The organism is Pseudomonas koreensis (genome assembly GCF_025447595.1).
GTDB classification, from domain to species: Bacteria; Pseudomonadota; Gammaproteobacteria; order Pseudomonadales; family Pseudomonadaceae; genus Aquipseudomonas; species Aquipseudomonas koreensis_H.
Genome location: NZ_JAOEJU010000014.1, coordinates 94,928 through 113,407 on the forward strand (window position 1 = coordinate 94,928; position 18,480 = coordinate 113,407).

Sequence of the window (18,480 nt, forward strand, 5' to 3'; positions counted from 1 at the left end):
CGCCTCGCACTGTAGCGATTTCGCTACAGCCAACGTGATGACGCCTGCCCACAAATCAATCAAGTCATTGATTAATAACGATATTTTTACGTTGGCCGCGTTCTTGCTAAGTAACCGCTCATAAAATCAGGGCATTGCCGCCCGAGTATTCCACCGCGTCCACCAGACGAGTCTGGCCCCTAGGAGATTCCATGAGCGAGTTGCGTTTTACTGAAGATCACGAATGGCTGCGCGCCGAAGCCGATGGTTCTGTCACCGTTGGCATCACCGCTTTCGCGCAGAACGCCCTGGGCGACGTGGTGTTCGTGCAACTGCCTGAATTGCAGGCTTACGAGAAAGGCGCCGAAGCCGCCACCGTGGAATCGGTAAAAGCCGCCAGCGGCGTTTACATGCCGCTGGACGGTGAAGTCCTGGCCACCAACCCGGCCCTGGAAGACAGCCCTGAACTGGTCAACGAAGATCCGCTGGGTGAAGGCTGGTTCTTCCGCTTCAAGCCAGCCGACGCTTCCGCCGTCGCCAAGCTGCTGGATCAGGACGCTTACGACCGCCTGATCAAAGCCCAAGCCGAAGCCTGAGGAACCTGACATGACCCAAGTAAATCTCGGCACCGCCAACGAGTTCATCGCCCGTCACATCGGCCCGCGCGCCGGTGACGAGCAAGCCATGCTCAACAGCCTCGGCTTCGACTCACTCGAAGCCCTGAGTGCCAGCGTCATCCCGGAAAGCATCAAGGGCACCAGCGTGCTCGGCCTCGATGATGGCCTGAGCGAAGCCGATGCCCTGGCAATGATCAAAGGCATCGCCGGCAAGAACCAGTTGTTCAAGACCTACATCGGCCAGGGCTACTACAACTGCCACACGCCATCGCCGATCCTGCGCAACCTGCTGGAAAATCCGGCCTGGTACACCGCTTACACCCCGTACCAGCCAGAAATTTCCCAAGGCCGTCTCGAAGCGCTGTTGAACTTCCAGACCCTGATCAGCGACCTCACCGGCCTGCCGATCGCCAACGCTTCCCTGCTCGACGAAGCCACCGCCGCTGCCGAAGCCATGACCTTCTGCAAACGCCTGAGCAAGAACAAGGGCAGCCACCAGTTCTTCGCCTCGGTCCACAGCCACCCGCAAACCCTCGACGTGCTGCGCACCCGCGCCGAGCCGCTGGGTATTGACGTGGTCGTGGGCGATGAGCGCGAACTGACCGACGTGACGCCGTTCTTCGGCGCGCTGCTGCAATACCCGGCCAGCAACGGTGATGTATTCGACTACCGCGAGCTGACCGAGCGCTTCCACGCGGCCAACGCACTGGTGGCCGTGGCCGCTGACCTGCTGGCCCTGACCCTGCTGACCCCGCCGGGCGAGTTCGGTGCGGACGTGGCCATCGGCAGCGCGCAACGTTTCGGCGTTCCGCTGGGCTTCGGTGGCCCGCACGCGGCTTACTTCTCCACCAAAGATGCGTTCAAGCGCGACATGCCGGGCCGTCTGGTCGGTGTTTCGGTTGACCGTTTCGGCAAACCGGCCCTGCGTCTGGCGATGCAGACCCGCGAGCAACACATCCGCCGCGAGAAAGCCACGTCGAACATCTGCACCGCACAAGTGCTGCTGGCCAACATCGCCAGCATGTACGCCGTGTATCACGGCCCTAAAGGCCTGACCCAGATCGCCAACCGCGTGCATCACCTGACCGCGATCCTGGCCAAGGGCTTGAGCGCACTGGGCGTGACCGTCGAGCAAGCCAGCTTCTTCGACACCCTGACCCTGGCCACCGGCGCGCAAACTGCTGCGCTGCATGACAAGGCTCGCGCCCAACAGATCAACCTGCGTGTGATCGACGCTCAGCGTCTGGGTCTGTCGGTCGACGAAACCACCACCCAGGCCGACATCGAAACCCTGTGGAGTCTGTTCGCCGACGGCAAGACCCTGCCGGATTTCGCTGCCCTCGCCGCTGCAGCGCAAAGCACGATTCCAGCCGCGCTGGTTCGCCAGTCGCCGATCCTCAGCCACCCGGTGTTCAACCGTTATCACTCGGAAACCGAGCTGATGCGCTACCTGCGCAAACTGGCGGACAAGGACCTGGCGCTGGATCGCACCATGATCCCGTTGGGCTCGTGCACCATGAAACTCAACGCCGCCAGCGAAATGATTCCGGTGACCTGGGCCGAATTCGGCGCCCTGCACCCGTTCGCCCCGGCCGAGCAAAGCGCCGGTTACCAGCAACTGACCGACGAACTGGAAGCGATGCTCTGCGCCGCCACCGGTTACGACTCGATCTCGCTGCAACCGAACGCCGGCTCCCAGGGTGAGTACGCAGGTCTGCTGGCGATCCGCGCCTACCACCAGAGCCGTGGCGAAGACCGTCGCGACATCTGCCTGATCCCGTCGTCCGCCCACGGCACCAACCCGGCGACCGCCAACATGGCCGGCATGCGCGTGGTCGTGACCGCGTGCGACGCCCGTGGCAACGTGGACATCGAAGACCTGCGCGCCAAGGCCATCGAGCACCGCGAACACCTCGCGGCGCTGATGATCACCTACCCGTCGACCCACGGCGTGTTCGAAGAAGGCATCCGCGAGATCTGCGGCATCATTCACGACAACGGCGGCCAGGTGTACATCGACGGCGCCAACATGAACGCGATGGTCGGCCTCTGCGCACCGGGCAAGTTCGGCGGCGACGTGTCGCACCTGAACCTGCACAAAACCTTCTGCATTCCGCACGGCGGTGGCGGCCCGGGCGTCGGCCCGATCGGCGTCAAGTCGCACCTGACCCCGTTCCTGCCAGGCCACGGCCACATGGAGCGCAAGGAAGGTGCGGTCTGCGCAGCACCGTTTGGCAGCGCGAGCATTCTGCCGATCACCTGGATGTACATTCGCATGATGGGCGGCGCAGGTCTCAAGCGCGCTTCGCAGTTGGCGATCCTCAATGCCAACTACATTTCCCGTCGCCTGGAAGAGCACTACCCAGTGCTGTACACCGGCAGCAACGGTCTGGTGGCGCACGAGTGCATCCTCGATCTGCGCCCGTTGAAAGACAGCAGCGGCATCAGCGTCGATGACGTCGCCAAGCGCCTGATCGACTTCGGCTTCCACGCCCCGACCATGTCGTTCCCGGTGGCCGGCACGCTGATGATCGAGCCGACCGAAAGCGAATCCAAGGAAGAGCTGGACCGCTTCTGCGACGCCATGATCCGCATCCGCGAAGAAATCCGCGCGGTGGAAAACGGCACCCTGGACAAGGACGACAACCCGCTGAAGAACGCTCCGCACACCGCTGCTGAGCTGGTCGGCGAGTGGACTCATCCGTACAGCCGCGAGCAAGCGGTGTACCCGGTGGCTTCGTTGGTCGAAGGCAAATACTGGCCGCCGGTCGGTCGCGTCGACAACGTGTTCGGCGACCGCAACCTGGTCTGCGCCTGCCCGTCGATCGAAAGCTACGCTTAAACGAATGAGGGGCAGGTAAACCTGCCCCTTTTTCCAGAACACCACAAAACCCTGTGGGAGCGAGCTTGCTCGCGATAGCGGTAGATCAGCCAACATTGATGGTGACTGACACTCCGCTTTCGCGAGCAAGCTCGCTCCCACAAGGACATGCATCAAGCCTGATATTCCGCCAATTCCTATAACAAGAAACCGGAGAACAACTCATGTCGTTAAGCGTGTTCGACCTGTTCAAGATTGGCATCGGCCCCTCCAGCTCCCACACCGTCGGCCCGATGCGCGCTGCTGCGCGCTTCGTCGAAGGCCTGCGCCGGGAAAACCTGTTGTCGGCCACCGCCAGCGTCAGGGTCGAGTTGTATGGATCCCTCGGCGCCACCGGCAAGGGCCACGGCAGCGACAAGGCCGTGTTGCTGGGCCTGGAAGGTGAACACCCGGACACCGTGGATACCGAAACCGTCGCCGCCCGTCTCGCGGAGATTCGTGGCAACGGGCGTTTGAACCTGCTCGGCGAACACAGCATTGCGTTCAACGAGAAAGAACACCTGGCCATGATCCGCAAGCCCTTGGCCTATCACCCCAACGGCATGATCTTCCGCGCCTTCGATGCGGCGGGATTGCAGATCCGCAGCCGCGAGTATTACTCGGTCGGCGGTGGCTTTGTGGTTGACGAAGATGCGGCCGGAGCCGACCGCATTGTCGAAGACGCCACCCCGCTGACCTTCCCGTTCAAGAGTGCCAAGGACTTGCTCGGTCACTGCGCCACCTATGGTCTGTCGATCAGCCAGGTGATGCTGACCAACGAAAGCGCCTGGCGCCCGGAAGCGGAAACCCGCGCCGGCCTGCTGAAAATCTGGCAAGTGATGCAGGACTGCGTGGCCGCCGGCTGTCGCAACGAAGGCATTCTGCCAGGTGGCCTGAAGGTCAAGCGGCGGGCAGCGGCGTTGCACCGGCAACTGTGCAAGAACCCGGAATCGTCACTGCGCGATCCGCTGTCGGTGCTGGACTGGGTCAACCTCTACGCTCTGGCCGTCAACGAAGAAAACGCCAACGGCGGGCGCGTGGTCACGGCACCGACCAATGGCGCGGCGGGGATCATCCCTGCGGTGCTGCATTACTACATGCGCTTCATTCCCGGCGCGAACGATGACGGCGTGGTCCGCTTCCTGCTCACCGCCGCGGCCATCGGCATTCTGTACAAGGAAAACGCCTCGATCTCCGGCGCCGAAGTCGGCTGTCAGGGCGAGGTCGGCGTGGCCTGTTCGATGGCGGCCGGCGCGTTGTGCGAAGTCCTCGGCGGCAGCGTGCAGCAAGTGGAAAACGCCGCTGAAATCGGCATGGAACACAACCTGGGCCTGACCTGCGACCCGATTGGCGGGCTGGTTCAGGTGCCGTGCATCGAGCGCAACGCCATGGGCTCGGTCAAGGCGATCAATGCCGTGCGCATGGCCATGCGCGGAGACGGGCAGCACTTCGTCTCCCTCGACAAGGTCATCCGCACCATGCGCCAGACCGGCGCCGACATGAAAAGCAAATACAAGGAGACCGCCCGTGGCGGTCTGGCGGTCAACATTATCGAGTGCTGATCGCGCCATAAACTCGCTCTCCCCTTGGGAGAGAACACAAAACTGGCCCCCTCTCCCTCCGGGAGAGGGTTGGTGTGAATCAAGGAGTCACGCATGTCCACCGAACAACTGTCGAAAACCCCGCTGCACGCTCTGCACATCGAACTCGGCGCCCGCATGGTGCCGTTCGCCGGCTACGACATGCCGGTGCAATACCCGCTGGGCGTGATGAAAGAACACCAGCACACCCGTGAGCAGGCCGGGCTGTTCGATGTCTCGCACATGGGCCAGATCCGCCTGACCGGCGCCAATGCTGCCAAAGCCCTGGAAACCCTGGTGCCGGTGGACATCATCGACCTGCCGGTGGGCATGCAGCGCTATGCGATGTTCACCAACGAAACCGGCGGCATCCTTGATGACCTGATGGTCGCCAACCTCGGCAATGACGAGCTGTTCCTGGTGGTCAACGCCGCGTGCAAGGACCAGGACCTGGCGCATCTGCAAAAACACATCGGCGATCAATGCACCATTACCGAGCTTTTCGAAGCACGCGCCCTGCTCGCCTTGCAAGGCCCGGCCGCCGTGACCGTGCTGGCACGCCTGGCGCCGGAAGTGGCGAAGATGACCTTCATGCAATTCACCCGCGTGAAGCTGCTGGGCGTCGACTGCTTTGTCAGCCGTTCGGGCTACACCGGTGAAGACGGTTTCGAAATCTCGGTTCCGGCAGCCGACGCGGAAAAACTCGCCCGCGCTTTGCTGGCCGAACCGGAAGTGGCCGCCATCGGCCTCGGTGCCCGTGACTCGCTGCGCCTGGAAGCCGGCCTGTGCCTGTACGGCCACGACATGAACACCGAGACCACCCCGATCGAAGCCAGCCTGCTGTGGGCAATCTCCAAGCCTAGGCGTGCCGACGGTGCGCGTGCCGGTGGTTTCCCGGGGGCGGAACAAGTCTTCGCTCAACAGCAGAACGGTGTTCAGCGCAAACGCGTCGGCCTCCTGCCGCAAGAGCGCACGCCGGTCCGTGAAGGTGCAGAGATCGTCAACGAAGCGGGCGAGATCATCGGCAGCGTGTGCAGCGGCGGTTTCGGTCCGACTCTGGGCGGCCCGCTGGCCATGGGTTACCTGGACAGTGCCTACGTCGCACTCGACACGCCAGTCTGGGCGATTGTTCGTGGGAAAAAGGTGCCATTGCTTGTAAGCAAAATGCCATTTGTTCCACAACGCTACTATCGCGGTTGATTGACTGTTTCTATAAGTAACGCGATTGCGTTATGTGTGCACTAATGTGTAACGCAATCGCCATAAAACAGTGCACTCTGTTTACACTCGATTCGAATATGAACTTGGCTTATAACGTTCGAAAACAATTGAACAAGCCAATCGAATAAGCCCGACTAGTGGACCGACTAAGTGCCAGCAAGCGCAGGAAAACCGGGGTCTTCACGGGGCTTGTTTTTCCTCCCGTAGTTGGCGTAGAGTTTGTCCACTGTGTTTGCATGGGTCAGCTTGGAATCGTGACCTGGGCAGTAGCCTACAAGTTAGCTACATCCCGTTCGACGTCTTCTTACTCTCCTGCAACCAGCCCCAGTACTCTTTCATGAGAAAGAGACTGTCATCAATTTTTGCGTCAAAGGAAATAAGAAATGTCCACACGTCAGAGCGGCACCGTCAAGTGGTTTAACGACGAGAAAGGTTTTGGTTTTATCACTCCAGAAAGCGGTCCGGATCTGTTCGTGCATTTCCGCGCCATTCAGGGCAACGGCTTCAAGAGCCTGAAAGAAGGCCAGAAAGTGACCTTCGTTGCTGTGCAAGGCCAGAAAGGCATGCAAGCTGATGAAGTCATCGCAGAAGCCTGATTTTCTGTAACGAAAAAGCCCCTGATATTGATATCAGGGGCTTTTTTGTGGGCGCAAATCCGTAAAATGGCGCTTCACTTTCCATCCAGAGGCTGCCATGTCGAAACACCTGCTCACTCCCCAGGGCGACTTCCCCACCGTCGGCCTGGGCCGTCGTCTGGCAGCGATGTTCTATGACTTTCTGCTGTGCACTGCCCTGCTGATCGTGACGGGTGGCGTCTACAAGATGATCCAGGCCGCGATCATCGGCGAGGAGCGCTTGCGGGTTCTGACCGACGCCGGGCAACTGGATGGCGATCCGCTGTACTCCACGGTGCTGCTGTTGGTGCTGTTTGGCTTCTTCGCCAAGTTCTGGACCCACGCCGGGCAGACCCTGGGCATGCAGGTCTGGGGCATTCGCGTGCAGAACGTCGATGGCACTGCGATCAGCCTGTGGCAGGCGTTGCTGCGGTTCATGGTGTCGATTGCGTCGTGGCTTTGCCTGGGCATTGGTTTCTTCTGGTCGCTGTTCGACAAACAGAAACGCGCTTGGCATGACATCTACTCCGACACACAGCTCGTGCGAATCCCGAAGAAAGCCAAATAATTTCCGGACACCACAAACCAATGTGGGAGCGAGCTTGCTCGCGAAGGCGTCATGTCAGTCGATTTCAATGGTGACTGATACACGCCTTTCGCGAGCAAGCTCGCTCCCACAGGTTTTGTGTTGTTTCTGAAAGACCTTAAGCGTTGCCGGCCAGTTTCATGCGCGCGGCCTGAGTGAAATCGAGCATGCGCTTGAGCGGGCGAATCGCCTGAGGAATGAGAGCCGGGTCGACGAAGATCTCGTTCGAGCCCTCCTTCAGGCACTTGAGCGTGCGTTCAAGGGTATTCATGGCCATCCACGGGCAATGTGCGCAACTGCGGCATGCCGCGCCGTTACCGGCGGTTGGCGCCTCGATGAAGACCTTGTCCGGGCACAGCTGCTGCATCTTGTAGAAAATGCCGCGATCAGTGGCGACGATCAGGGTCTTGTTCGGCAGCGATTGCGCGGCGGCAATCAGCTGACTGGTGGAACCGACGGCGTCCGCCAGCTCGATCACCGACGTTGGTGACTCCGGGTGCACCAGAATGGCCGCGTCCGGGTACAGCGCTTTCATGTCTTCCAGCTGCTTGGACTTGAATTCTTCATGGACGATGCAGGCACCGTCCCACAGCAGCATGTCGGCGCCGGTCTGGCGCTGGATGTAGGTGCCCAGGTGTTTGTCCGGGCCCCAGATAATGGTCTCACCGTTGTCCATCAGGCTTTCGACGATTTCCAGTGCGCAGCTGGAGGTCACCACCCAGTCGGCCCGGGCTTTGACGGCAGCCGAGGTGTTCGCATACACCACCACCGTGCGTTCCGGATGCTGATCGCAGAACGCCGAGAACTCATCCACCGGGCAACCCAGATCCAGCGAGCAGGTCGCTTCCAGGGTCGGCATCAGCACGCGCTTTTCAGGGTTGAGAATCTTCGCGGTCTCGCCCATGAATTTCACGCCGGCGACCACCACGGTCTTGGCCGGATGGGCATTGCCGAAGCGGGCCATTTCCAGGGAGTCGGAAACGCAACCGCCGGTTTCTTCGGCAAGGGCCTGGATGATCGGATCGCAATAAAAGTGAGCAACCAGCACCGCGTCCTGAGCCTTGAGCTCGGCGGCGATGGCGGAACGGTAGTAAGCCTCTTCCTCGGCCGTCAGCGGCTTGGGCTGCTTGGCGTCGAGGTGGGCTTGTACCAGAAGGCGTTCGGAAATCTGCGTCATGTTCGCAAGACCTGCAGGCGCATTCGCGCGAAAGTCGAGTATACACCCGGCTCCGGACCGCTTGAGGGTACCGCCGGGAGAGTGAGTATTATCAGGCACGGACAGCATTGAAGCTGCGCAAGGCTACAGAATATCCCGTTGATACAAAAGATGATTCTGACCTGCGTCACGGCGGGAAGAAGCGAAGGGAGGGATGCCCGAACCGCAGGCAAAAAAAAACCCGGAAATCCTCACTTTCGTGGGCCTTCCGGATTTTCTAAACCGCCAAATATGGTGGGTCGTGTGGGATTCGAACCTACGACCAATTGGTTAAAAGCCAACTGCTCTACCAACTGAGCTAACGACCCGCTGTGTGGTGGCGCGTATAATACTGATTTTTAAGGACTATTCAACACCTAATTTGAAAATAATCAAAAATAAGGTGTCGGGTCGCTGATTCCGGCCGCCGCGAAGCCTTCTGCACGCAGTCGGCAGCTGTCGCATTTGCCGCAAGCACGGCCATCATCGTCCGCCTGATAGCAGGAAACGGTCAGCCCGTAATCAACGCCAAGCTTCACCCCCGCCTGGACGATCTGCGCCTTGCTCAGGTTCTGCAGCGGTGCCTGGATGCGGAAACCGTTGCCTTCGACGCCAGCCTTGGTTGCCAGGTTGGCCATGCGCTCGAACGACTCGATGAACTCTGGACGGCAATCCGGATAACCGGAGTAATCCACTGCGTTGACGCCGATAAAGATGTCACGGGCGCCGAGCACTTCTGCCCAGCCGAGAGCCAGCGACAGGAAAACCGTGTTGCGCGCCGGTACGTAAGTCACCGGAATGCCCTCGCCCAGCTCTTCCGGAATATCGATGCTGGTGTCGGTCAGGGCCGAACCGCCCATGCCGTTCAGGTTCAGGCCAATCACCTTGTGCTCGACCACACCCAGGTCGCGGGCAACACGAGCAGCGGCATGCAGCTCGGCGTGGGAACGCTGACCGTAATCGAAACTCATGGTGTAGCAGGCGTAACCTTCAGCGCGGGCCATCGCCACGACAGTGGCCGAGTCCAGACCACCCGACAGCAGGATTACCGCACGTTTCTGGCTAGTGTTCAGTTGTTCAGTCATCTCAGCGCCCCGGCTCATCATTCCATAGATATTTATGCAGCTGCAGTTGCAGGCGCACTGGCAGGTTATCCGCCACCACCCAATCCGCCAGATCCCGAGCGTTCAGGTCGTGGTGACTTGGGGAAAACAGCACTTCACCTGCACGTCGCTCGAGACCGTACTGGATCAGCTTCGATACCGCCCAGTCATAGTCCTCCCGCGAGCAGATAACAAACTTCACCTGATCGTTGGGCGTCAGCAGTTCGATGTTCTCGTAACGGTTGCGATGGGCTTCTTTCGAGTCAGGCGTCTTCAGGTCGACCACCCGACTGACCCGCGGATCGACCGCCGAGATGTCGAGGGCGCCGCTGGTTTCCAGCGAGACTTCGTAGCCCGCATCGCACAACTGCTTGAGCAAAGGAATGGCATTGGGCTGTGCCAACGGCTCACCGCCCGTGACACAGACATAGCGCGGGCGAAAGCCGGCCACTTGCTCAAGGATGTCGTCGAGGGTACGGATAGTGCCACCGCTGAACGCGTAGGCGCTGTCGCAGTATTGGCAACGCAATGGGCAACCGGTCAGGCGCACAAAAACAGTGGGCAGCCCGGCAGTCCGCGTTTCCCCCTGCAACGAGTAGAAAACTTCGGTGATTCTCAATGTGTCTTGCATAGTCGCCACGGGCGTAACAGCTAAACAGGCTGTCCGCCTCCGTCAGGCACTTCAGGCAACCCCGCCAACGCGTAGATCACCAGAAGCGTGTTTCATAAAAGGGCGTGAATTCTAACGAAAAAACCCGCGACAAGCGCGGGTTTCTTCCAAACGGGTCAAAGCTGTTACATGCGTTGCAGATCACGCTGGGCCAACTGAGCGGCGGACGTGCCCGGATACTGGGCCACCACCTGCTGCAGAATGCCTTTGACCTTGTCGGTATGACCGAGGCGGCGCTCTACGTCAGCCAGCTTGTACAGCGAATCCGGCACTTTGGCGTGCTTGGGATACAGCTGCGAAACCTTGGCGAAAGCCTGACCTGCACCTTGCAGATCGCCTTTGGCCAGGTTCACTTCACCCAGCCAGTACTGGGCGTTGCCCGCGTATTGGCTGTTCGGGTATTTACGCAGGAAAGCGGCAAACGCCTGGCTGGCCTTGTCGAAATCCTTGGCCTTGATCAGGTCGAAAGCGGCATCGTAATACAGCTTTTCCTTGGCCGGATCAGCTGGTTCGCCACCGGAGGCAGGTGCCTGGGCGGCAGCAGCGGCACCGGCTCCAGCGGCGGCACCGGCAGCAGCACTTGCATCGCCACCGGCAGGAGAATTCTCGGGAGTCGCGGCAGGTGCAACGCCGGATCCTATGCGCCGATCAAGATCCTGGTATCGCTCCAGGGATTCCTGCTTCATGCGCGAAACTTGGTTCTGCAGTTCCTCGATCACGCCTTGCTGGCGCGACAGCTGATCCTGCATTTGTTGCAGTTGGTTGAACAGCATGCCTTGTGCCGAGGCAGGGGCCGAAGCCGCTCCCCCGGCATAGGCGCCGTTCGTACCGTAACCTGCAGGCGGATAACTGCTCCCGCTATTGTTATAACCGGAGTTGTCATCGACCACAGGAACCGCAGCCCACGCCGCAAGCGGCGCGAGGCTGAGAGCCAGAACAGTTACAGCACGACGGCACGTTCGCATATCGAATTACTTACGCAGTTCGACGCGACGGTTTTGAGCCCAGGACTGCTCGTCGTTGCCGGTAGCAACTGGACGCTCTTCGCCGTAGGAAACCAGTTCCAGCTGAGCTGGGGAAACACCTTGCAGTACCAGGTAGCGCTGAACGGCTTTCGCACGACGCTCGCCCAGTGCCATGTTGTACTCACGAGTACCACGTTCGTCGGTGTTGCCTTCCAGAACAACGCGAGCGCCGTTTGCTTTCAGGTCTTTGGCGTGAACGTCCAGAGCGCGCATGGCTTCTGGCTTCAGGTCCGAGCTGTCGTATTCGAAGTAGAAGGTGGTGATTGCGCGCAGAGCAGCTTCTTCGCTCAGGGAACCGTCAACTGCACCAGTGTTTGCGCCGTAACCAGCGTTTGGATCAACAGCGCCTTCTCCGGCGTTGTCGCCGCCTTTGGACGAGCAACCTACAGCTACAGCCATGGCCAGAGCCAGCGCAGCAAATTTACCAAACTTCAGCATTTCCATCGTGAAACTCCTAATGAACCCCAGTGTGTTAAGTAAAACGTAAAGCGCCGCGTCAGTTCAGGTAAGGGGACCAGGACGGTTCTCTGACTTCGCCTTGAGCGGTAGGAAGCGGGAGCCTCACGCGTCCATTAATGGACACGAGCATCAAGACTCCCCGGCCCTGCTGGCGGGTGGCGTAGATTACCATGGTGCCGTTGGGCGCAACAGTAGGCGACTCGTCCAGAGTGCTATCAGTGAGGATTTTTACACTTCCGCGCTGCAAATCCTGGGCCGCCACTTTGAAATTGGTGAAACCGTCCTGACGATGGATCATCACCAGGGTCTTTTCATCCGCCGAAAGCTTGGGGTTGGCGTTGTAGTTGCCCACGAACGTCACACGCTCGGCACCGCCGCCACCGGCACTGGTCTTGTAGATCTGCGGCTTGCCGCCACGGTCGGAGGTGAAGTAGATGGTCGAACCATCCTTGCCCCAGTACGGTTCGGTGTTGATGCCTGGGCCTGCGGTCACGCGGGTGATCTGACGCGAACCGAGGTTCATCACGTAGATGTCCGGGTTACCGTCTTTCGACAGCACGAACGCCAGGCGATTGCCGTCCGGCGACCAGGCTGGCGCGCCGTTCAGGCCTTCGAAGTTGGTGATCTGCTCGCGGCGACCGGTGTCGATGTTCTGCATGAAGATGCGCGGACGCTTCTGTTCGAACGACACGTAGGCGATACGCTTGCCGTCCGGTGCAAAACGCGGCGACAGGATCGGCTCGCGCGATTGCAGCAGGGTCACGGCGCGGGCGCCGTCATAGTCCGAACGCTGCAGGGTGTAACGGGTGTTCTTCTCGGAGAAACGCTCGGCTGTGACGTACAGCAGGCGAGTCGAGAATGCACCTTTAATGCCGGTCAGTTTTTCGAACGACTGATCGGAGATGTAGTGCGCCATGTCGCGCAGCTGTTCGGTGGTACCGGACACACTGCCGTCAGCCACTTTTTGTTCGGTGGCGACGTTGAACAGAGCCCACTGCACCTGCAGACGGCCACCGGCCGGCACGATGCTGCCGACCATCATGTATTGCGCGCCCACCGCCTTCCAGTCACGGAAGATGATTTCGCTCGGCTGGCTTGGCTGGCTGATCATGTTTTGCTTTGGAATCGGCGAGTAATAGCCCGAGTTGCGCAAATCATTACCAATGATTTCAGCCATGTCATCCGGCAGGACGGCACCGCCCTGGAAACCGAACGGTACGACGGCAATCGGAGTCGCCCGATCGCTGCCGCTGGTGACCAGAATGTTCTTTTCATCCGCCATCGCGATCCCTGCCATGCAGCAGATCACGACCAGCATTCCTCGAAGAAGGTTTCTCACAAGGCTAGATCCTCAGGTGTGAATGTCATCTTGAATGAACGATACGGAGCGAAATCGCTCGGCTTCATTCCCTGCATTTCCGTCAAACGTCCAATATTCTTGACCGCTGCCACTGCCGACGCATCGAACGGACCGTCGCCACTGGACTTGGCCACGCTGACCGAAGTCACCGTACCGTCCGGCAACATGCCGATCTGCAGTACAACCGTCATGCCTTTGCGTGCCGAAGGTGGACGTGCCCAGCCTTCCGCTGCCCGCGCACGAATCAGGTCATCGAAACTGCCCGCGACTTCATCGCCCTGCTCATCGGCCAAGGCCTGCTGGCGCTGCGGCGTGTCGGAAAGCAAATCTGCCAGGGCCTGAGCCTTTTTGTCTTCGGCGGATTTACGTGCCGCGTCCTGCGCTTTCTTCTTCGCAGCATCGGCAGCAGCTTTCTTCTTCGCGTCTTCGGCGACTTTCTTCTTCGCCTCTTCAGCTTCAGCTTTCTTCTTGGCGTCTTCGGCGGCTTTCTTCTTCGCGTCTTCGACGATCTTCTTCTTGGCTTCTTCAGCGGCCGCTTTCTTGGCCTCTTCTTCAGCAGCCTTCTTGGCTTCTTCTTCGGCTTTCTTCTTGGCTATATCAGCCAATTGTTTCTCTTCTGCCTTCTTGGCTTCGGCGGCTTTCTTCGCGTCGTCGGCTTTCTTGGCTTCATCAGCCTTCTTCGCCTCGTCCGCTTTCTTCGCCTCATCGGCCTTCTTGGCTTCCTCGGCCTTTTGAGCCGCTTCTTCTTTCTTTTGTTCCGCAGCCTTCACCGCTTCCTGCTCGACCTTTTTCTGCTCCATCTGCTCGACTTCGGTCTGGCGCGCGGCGGATTTCTTCGCCTCACCCGCAATCTTCTGATTGGTCTGGGTGGTTGCCTGACTTTTCGATTTCAGCTGGTACAGGGTCGCCTGGACAATCGGCTTGGCCGGCGGCAGCTCCGGGGTCAGGGCGAAACTGACGAACAGCATGCCGAACACCAGCACGTGCAAGCCAATCGCCCAGACACTAGGCCAGAAGTAGCTTTCCGAGGCGGACGGCTCTCGCTGTTGCTGCATCAGGGCGCCTCGGTGATCAAGCCAACGTTACCGACCCCGGCTTTCTGCAACCCGCCCATGGCGCCCATGACGGAGCCATAATCGACGGACTTGTCGCCACGGATGAAGACCTGGGTACGTTTGCCGCCTTCAGTGCCGGCGCGAATGATCTTGGTCACCGCGTCGGTCATCTGTGGCAGGGTCATGGCCCGGTCCTGCTGCTTCTCGGTGTCGACTTCGCTGCCAAGGTTCCAGTAGTAGGTCTTGTCCGACTTGATCGAAATGGTCAGCACCTGGGTGTTGTTGTCCTGCGGCAAGGCTTCGCTGGAAACCTTGGGCAGATCCACTTTCACGCCCTGATTGAGCATCGGCGCAGTCACCATGAAGATGACCAGCAGCACCAGCATCACGTCGATGTAAGGCACTACGTTCATCTCGGCGACCGGCTTGCGCTTGTGTCGGGCTCGAGTGATTAAAGCCATCGGGAAATACCTGCTTATTCTTCGCTGGTGTGCACTTTGCGGTGCAGGATCGCCTGGAATTCATCGGCGAAGGTGTAGTAGCGGCTCAGCAAGGTTTCGCTGCGGGCAGAGAAACGGTTGTAAGCGATAACGGCCGGGATCGCGGCGAACAGACCGATCGCAGTGGCGATCAGGGCTTCGGCGATACCCGGTGCCACGGTAGCCAGGGTTGCTTGTTGAGCGCTGGCCAGACCACGAAAGGAGTTCATGATCCCCCAGACGGTACCGAACAGACCGATGTACGGGCTGACGGAACCTACGGTGGCGAGGAACGGCAGGCTCTGCTCGAGCTTTTCTTCTTCGCGGGAGATGGCGACGCGCATGGCACGGGCCACACCTTCCATCACCGCTTCAGGGTCGACGCCTGGCTGCTGACGCAGACGGGAGAACTCCTTGAAGCCGGCACGGAAGATCTGCTCGACACCCGAATCCGGGTCCGGGTTGCTGCCGGCCTGACGGTAGAGTTTGGACAGGTCGATACCCGACCAGAAGCGCTCCTCGAAGCTCTCCAGGGCACGTCGACCGGCGCGCAGCAGGTTGCTGCGCTGAAAGATCATGATCCATGAGGTCACCGATGCGGCTACCAGGGTCAACATTACCAACTGCACCACGATGCTGGCATTGCTGACCAGGCTCCACATGGAGGAATGGTCGACGACGTTAGCTTCCACGCTTTATCTCCTGCTTTGAGTGTGTACCCGTGCCGACCGCGTCGGCAAAGGCCGCACGCAGGTCTTCGGGAAGGGCCCGGGGTTTCAAACTGTTAGTGCGCACACAGGCCACCAGAAACTGCCCTTCGCAGAGCAGCACATTATCCGTTGCCCGCCTGACCTGCTGTCGAAAGCGCAGGCTGGCACGGTTCAATTCGATTACATCAGCGCTTACCAGAAGCTCGTCGTCCAGTCGCGCCGGCGCGTGATAACGCGCTTCGCTGGAATGCACGACGAACAACAGGTCCTCCCCTGCCAGCGCCGACTGGGCAAAGCCCAGCTCCCGGAGCCGCTCGGTTCGAGCCCGTTCCATAAACTTGAGGTAATTAACGTAATACACGATGCCGCCCGCATCGGTGTCCTCGTAATAAACGCGACAACGATGTGCGAACGGCTCAAGCCCGTTTTGCGCGCGCATACTCTAGTGCTTACTCCTCGGGTTGCCAATCCGGCCAGGCAACTGTTTTTCATTGTTCAAAGGCTTTACCGCAAAAGTACCGTCCTGAGACAGTACAAATGCTGAATAAATCGCCAAAAAATGTGTATCAATCGTCCACGGCATCGAGAAACTCGTCTACCACGGGCATCTCGCCCATTCGTGTCGGAATGTTTAAACCAAAATGCAGGTAAGCGTGGCGGGTAACCACCCTGCCCCGCGGTGTCCGCATGATGTAACCCTGCTGAATCAGGTACGGCTCGAGCACGTCTTCAATGGTGTGGCGTTCTTCGCTGATCGCCGCCGCCAGACTGTCGATGCCCACCGGGCCGCCATCGAACTTCTCGATCATGGTCAACAGCAGACGTCGGTCCTGATGATCGAAACCATGCTCGTCGACATCCAGCAGATTCAGCGCCAGGTCGGCAACGGATTTGGTGATGTGCCCCTTGGCCCGGACTTCGGCAAAGTCCCGCACCCGGCGCAATAGCCGGTTGGCGATCCGCGGCGTGCCCCGGGCGCGGCGGGCGATCTCGAAAGAGCCTTCCGGATCGAGCGGCAGGCCCAGAATATTGGCCGAGCGGCTGACGATCGTCGCCAGATCAGCAGTGCTGTAGAACTCGAGACGCTGGACGATACCGAAACGGTCGCGCAACGGGTTGGTCAGCATGCCAGCCCGCGTAGTAGCGCCAACCAGCGTGAACGGCGGCAAATCGAGCTTGATCGAACGCGCCGCCGGCCCCTCACCGATCATGATATCGAGCTGGAAATCTTCCATCGCCGGGTACAGCACTTCTTCCACGATTGGCGACAGACGATGGATTTCATCGATAAACAGCACATCGTGCGGCTCAAGATTGGTCAACAGCGCCGCCAGATCCCCCGGACGTTCCAGCACCGGACCGGAAGTGCTCTTGATCGACACACCCATTTCCTGGGCGATGATATTCGCCAGCGTGGTTTTACCCAGCCCCGGCGGACCGAAGATCAGGGTGTGGTCGAGGGATTCGCTACGGCCACGGGCGGCCTGGATAAATAGTTCCATCTGCTCGCGAACGGTCGGCTGGCCGATGTATTCGGCCAGGCTGACGGGACGTATCGCCCGATCCTGGACTTCTTCGCGCTCACGCGGACTGTGCGTGGCGGCGATCAGACGATCAGCTTCAATCACTTAAATCATTCCCTTCAGGGCGCGTCGAATCATGTCTTCGCTGCTCAGGCCTTTCTCTTTGATCGCGGAAATTGCCTTGCTCGCTTCCTGTGGCTTGTAGCCCAGGGAAATCAGCGCGCTGACCGCATCGTTCTCGGCGGTGTTGACCGGCGCCGGGCCGTCCGGCTGGTTTGGTACCAGGGCGAACATGGCCGGCGAGGTTTCCCAGGCCTTGAAGCGATCCTTGAGTTCGACCAGCAGGCGCTCGGCAGTTTTCTTGCCCACACCCGGCACCTTGGTCAGCGCCGAGGTGTCCTGGGATTGCACGCAGCGAATCAGTTCGTCGACTTCCAGACTCGACATCAAGGCCAGGGCCAGTTTCGGCCCCACACCATTGAGACGGATCAACTCGCGAAAAAAGTCTCGCTCACGCTTGCCGGCAAAACCATAGAGTAACTGCGCGTCTTCACGTACGACCAAATGGGTGTGCAGGGTCAGCGGTTCACCGACCGACGGCAGACGATAAAGGGTGGTCATGGGCACTTCCAGCTCATACCCGAGGCCGTTTACATCCAGAATCAGGTGCGGCGGCTGTTTCTCAGCCAGAGTGCCGCGCAAGCGTCCAATCACGTTTCAGATCCTTGAGCGTTGGCCAGCCGTGGGCTGGCGACCGACAAAACATGGATTTACGGCCGACGACCCAGGCGCGAAATCCACATTCCGTGAAATTGACTGCTGATGCTATCAGAGACGCAGGCGCCCGCCACGACTGCGTGCCGTTCCCAAGCCGTGCGGCAACAGACTGGAGCGTGTGTGGGCGTGACAAATGGCAATCGCCAGGGCATCCGATGCGTCGATTTGCGGTTTGCTGGTCAGCTTGAGCATATGCATGACCATCATCTGCACCTGCTCCTTATTGGCCGCACCGGTTCCCACCACGGCCTGCTTGACCTGGGTGGCCGTGTACTCGGCAATCTCCAGGCTTTCTTCGGCGCCGGCAACGATAGCGGCCCCCCGGGCCTGCCCGAGCTTGAGCGCCGAATCGGCGTTTTTCGCCATGAACACCTTTTCGATGCCCATGGTGACCGGGCCGTAGGTCTGGATGATTTCCCGCACGCCGCGATAGACGATCTGCAACCGCTCATGCAGCTCGCCGGCACCGGTGCGGATGCAGCCCGAAGCCACGTAGACGCAGCCGCGCCCGGTATCGCGTACCACGCCGTAACCGGTAATGCGCGAACCGGGGTCGATACCAAGAATTAAAGTCATAAGCCTGCTGGTTCGAAAAAACACAAAAACAAATGTGGGAGATTCCGTGCTTGAGGGGAAGCCTCAAACACGGAATCTCCCACATTGAATC

At 59.8% G+C, this 18,480-nt stretch carries 19 protein-coding genes and 1 tRNA gene; 6 read left to right on the top strand and 14 right to left on the bottom strand.

Translation table 11 applies throughout. The features are described from left to right. Positions 1-191 precede the first annotated feature (191 nt). The 6 genes from gcvH (at position 192) to N8H71_RS17765 (ending at position 7,439) form a co-directional block, all read left to right on the top strand. Complete coding sequence (gcvH, locus tag N8H71_RS17735) at positions 192-575, top strand: glycine cleavage system protein GcvH (protein ID WP_007951190.1); 384 nt, start codon at positions 192-194, stop codon at positions 573-575. A gap of 10 nt (positions 576-585) precedes the next feature. After that, entirely contained in the window at positions 586-3,438 is a 2,853-nt protein-coding gene (gene gcvP / locus N8H71_RS17740) for an aminomethyl-transferring glycine dehydrogenase (protein ID WP_262194985.1), read from the top strand. 203 nt (positions 3,439-3,641) lie between these two features. Continuing rightward, positions 3,642-5,018 carry an L-serine ammonia-lyase gene (locus tag N8H71_RS17750; RefSeq protein ID WP_262194986.1) on the top strand — a complete coding sequence of 459 codons (1,377 nt, stop codon included), beginning with the start codon at positions 3,642-3,644 and terminating at the stop codon, positions 5,016-5,018. A 93-nt stretch (positions 5,019-5,111) separates the two neighbouring features. Further along, positions 5,112-6,236, top strand: a complete 1,125-nt coding sequence (gene gcvT, locus N8H71_RS17755) for a glycine cleavage system aminomethyltransferase GcvT (protein ID WP_262194987.1) — start codon at positions 5,112-5,114, stop codon at positions 6,234-6,236. 404 nt (positions 6,237-6,640) lie between these two features. Beyond that, entirely contained in the window at positions 6,641-6,853 is a 213-nt protein-coding gene (locus tag N8H71_RS17760; protein ID WP_007951194.1) for a cold-shock protein, read from the top strand. 97 nt (positions 6,854-6,950) lie between these two features. Further along, positions 6,951-7,439: an RDD family protein gene (locus N8H71_RS17765; RefSeq protein ID WP_262194988.1), complete on the top strand. Its 489-nt coding sequence runs from the start codon at positions 6,951-6,953 to the stop codon at positions 7,437-7,439. Positions 7,440-7,575: 136 nt separating this feature from the next. Here the strand turns inward: N8H71_RS17765 and nadA are convergent, their stop codons facing one another. From nadA to ruvC, 14 genes are all read right to left on the bottom strand, one after another. Further along, positions 7,576-8,634 carry a quinolinate synthase NadA gene (gene nadA / locus N8H71_RS17770; protein ID WP_039766022.1) on the bottom strand — a complete coding sequence of 353 codons (1,059 nt, stop codon included), beginning with the start codon at positions 8,632-8,634 and terminating at the stop codon, positions 7,576-7,578. Positions 8,635-8,905: 271 nt separating this feature from the next. Next, positions 8,906-8,981, bottom strand: a tRNA-Lys gene (locus N8H71_RS17775). Between the two features lie 63 nt (positions 8,982-9,044). After that, on the bottom strand, positions 9,045-9,737 hold the full coding sequence (queC, locus tag N8H71_RS17780; RefSeq protein ID WP_007951197.1) for a 7-cyano-7-deazaguanine synthase QueC: 693 nt from the start codon (positions 9,735-9,737) through the stop codon (positions 9,045-9,047). Between the two features lies 1 nt (position 9,738). Continuing rightward, positions 9,739-10,386, bottom strand: coding sequence for a 7-carboxy-7-deazaguanine synthase QueE (gene queE / locus N8H71_RS17785; RefSeq protein ID WP_007951198.1), 648 nt, complete (start codon positions 10,384-10,386; stop codon positions 9,739-9,741). A gap of 164 nt (positions 10,387-10,550) precedes the next feature. After that, positions 10,551-11,390: a tol-pal system protein YbgF gene (ybgF, locus tag N8H71_RS17790; protein ID WP_262194989.1), complete on the bottom strand. Its 840-nt coding sequence runs from the start codon at positions 11,388-11,390 to the stop codon at positions 10,551-10,553. 6 nt (positions 11,391-11,396) lie between these two features. Then, positions 11,397-11,894, bottom strand: a complete 498-nt coding sequence (gene pal, locus N8H71_RS17795; RefSeq protein ID WP_003178634.1) for a peptidoglycan-associated lipoprotein Pal — start codon at positions 11,892-11,894, stop codon at positions 11,397-11,399. Positions 11,895-11,946: 52 nt separating this feature from the next. Continuing rightward, on the bottom strand, positions 11,947-13,227 hold the full coding sequence (tolB, locus tag N8H71_RS17800) for a Tol-Pal system beta propeller repeat protein TolB (RefSeq protein WP_166742344.1): 1,281 nt from the start codon (positions 13,225-13,227) through the stop codon (positions 11,947-11,949). A 17-nt stretch (positions 13,228-13,244) separates the two neighbouring features. Further along, entirely contained in the window at positions 13,245-14,324 is a 1,080-nt protein-coding gene (tolA, locus tag N8H71_RS17805; protein WP_011335641.1) for a cell envelope integrity protein TolA, read from the bottom strand. Beyond that, positions 14,324-14,776 carry a protein TolR gene (gene tolR / locus N8H71_RS17810; RefSeq protein WP_162130475.1) on the bottom strand — a complete coding sequence of 151 codons (453 nt, stop codon included), beginning with the start codon at positions 14,774-14,776 and terminating at the stop codon, positions 14,324-14,326. The genes tolA and tolR overlap by 1 nt, the downstream gene beginning before the upstream one ends. A 23-nt stretch (positions 14,777-14,799) precedes the next feature. After that, positions 14,800-15,495 carry a protein TolQ gene (gene tolQ / locus N8H71_RS17815; RefSeq protein WP_007912733.1) on the bottom strand — a complete coding sequence of 232 codons (696 nt, stop codon included), beginning with the start codon at positions 15,493-15,495 and terminating at the stop codon, positions 14,800-14,802. Then, positions 15,485-15,952 carry a tol-pal system-associated acyl-CoA thioesterase gene (ybgC, locus tag N8H71_RS17820; RefSeq protein WP_007951203.1) on the bottom strand — a complete coding sequence of 156 codons (468 nt, stop codon included), beginning with the start codon at positions 15,950-15,952 and terminating at the stop codon, positions 15,485-15,487. Before ybgC ends, tolQ begins: the two co-directional genes overlap by 11 nt. A 127-nt stretch (positions 15,953-16,079) precedes the next feature. Continuing rightward, the gene (ruvB, locus tag N8H71_RS17825) at positions 16,080-17,141 is read right to left on the bottom strand and encodes a Holliday junction branch migration DNA helicase RuvB (protein WP_011335643.1); all 1,062 of its coding nucleotides are present in this window, start codon (positions 17,139-17,141) and stop codon (positions 16,080-16,082) included. Further along, positions 17,142-17,750 (bottom strand): Holliday junction branch migration protein RuvA, encoded by a 609-nt coding sequence (gene ruvA, locus N8H71_RS17830; RefSeq protein WP_007951205.1) that lies wholly within the window; start codon positions 17,748-17,750, stop codon positions 17,142-17,144. 114 nt (positions 17,751-17,864) lie between these two features. After that, on the bottom strand, positions 17,865-18,389 hold the full coding sequence (gene ruvC / locus N8H71_RS17835; protein ID WP_065258525.1) for a crossover junction endodeoxyribonuclease RuvC: 525 nt from the start codon (positions 18,387-18,389) through the stop codon (positions 17,865-17,867). Positions 18,390-18,480: the final 91 nt, after the last annotated feature.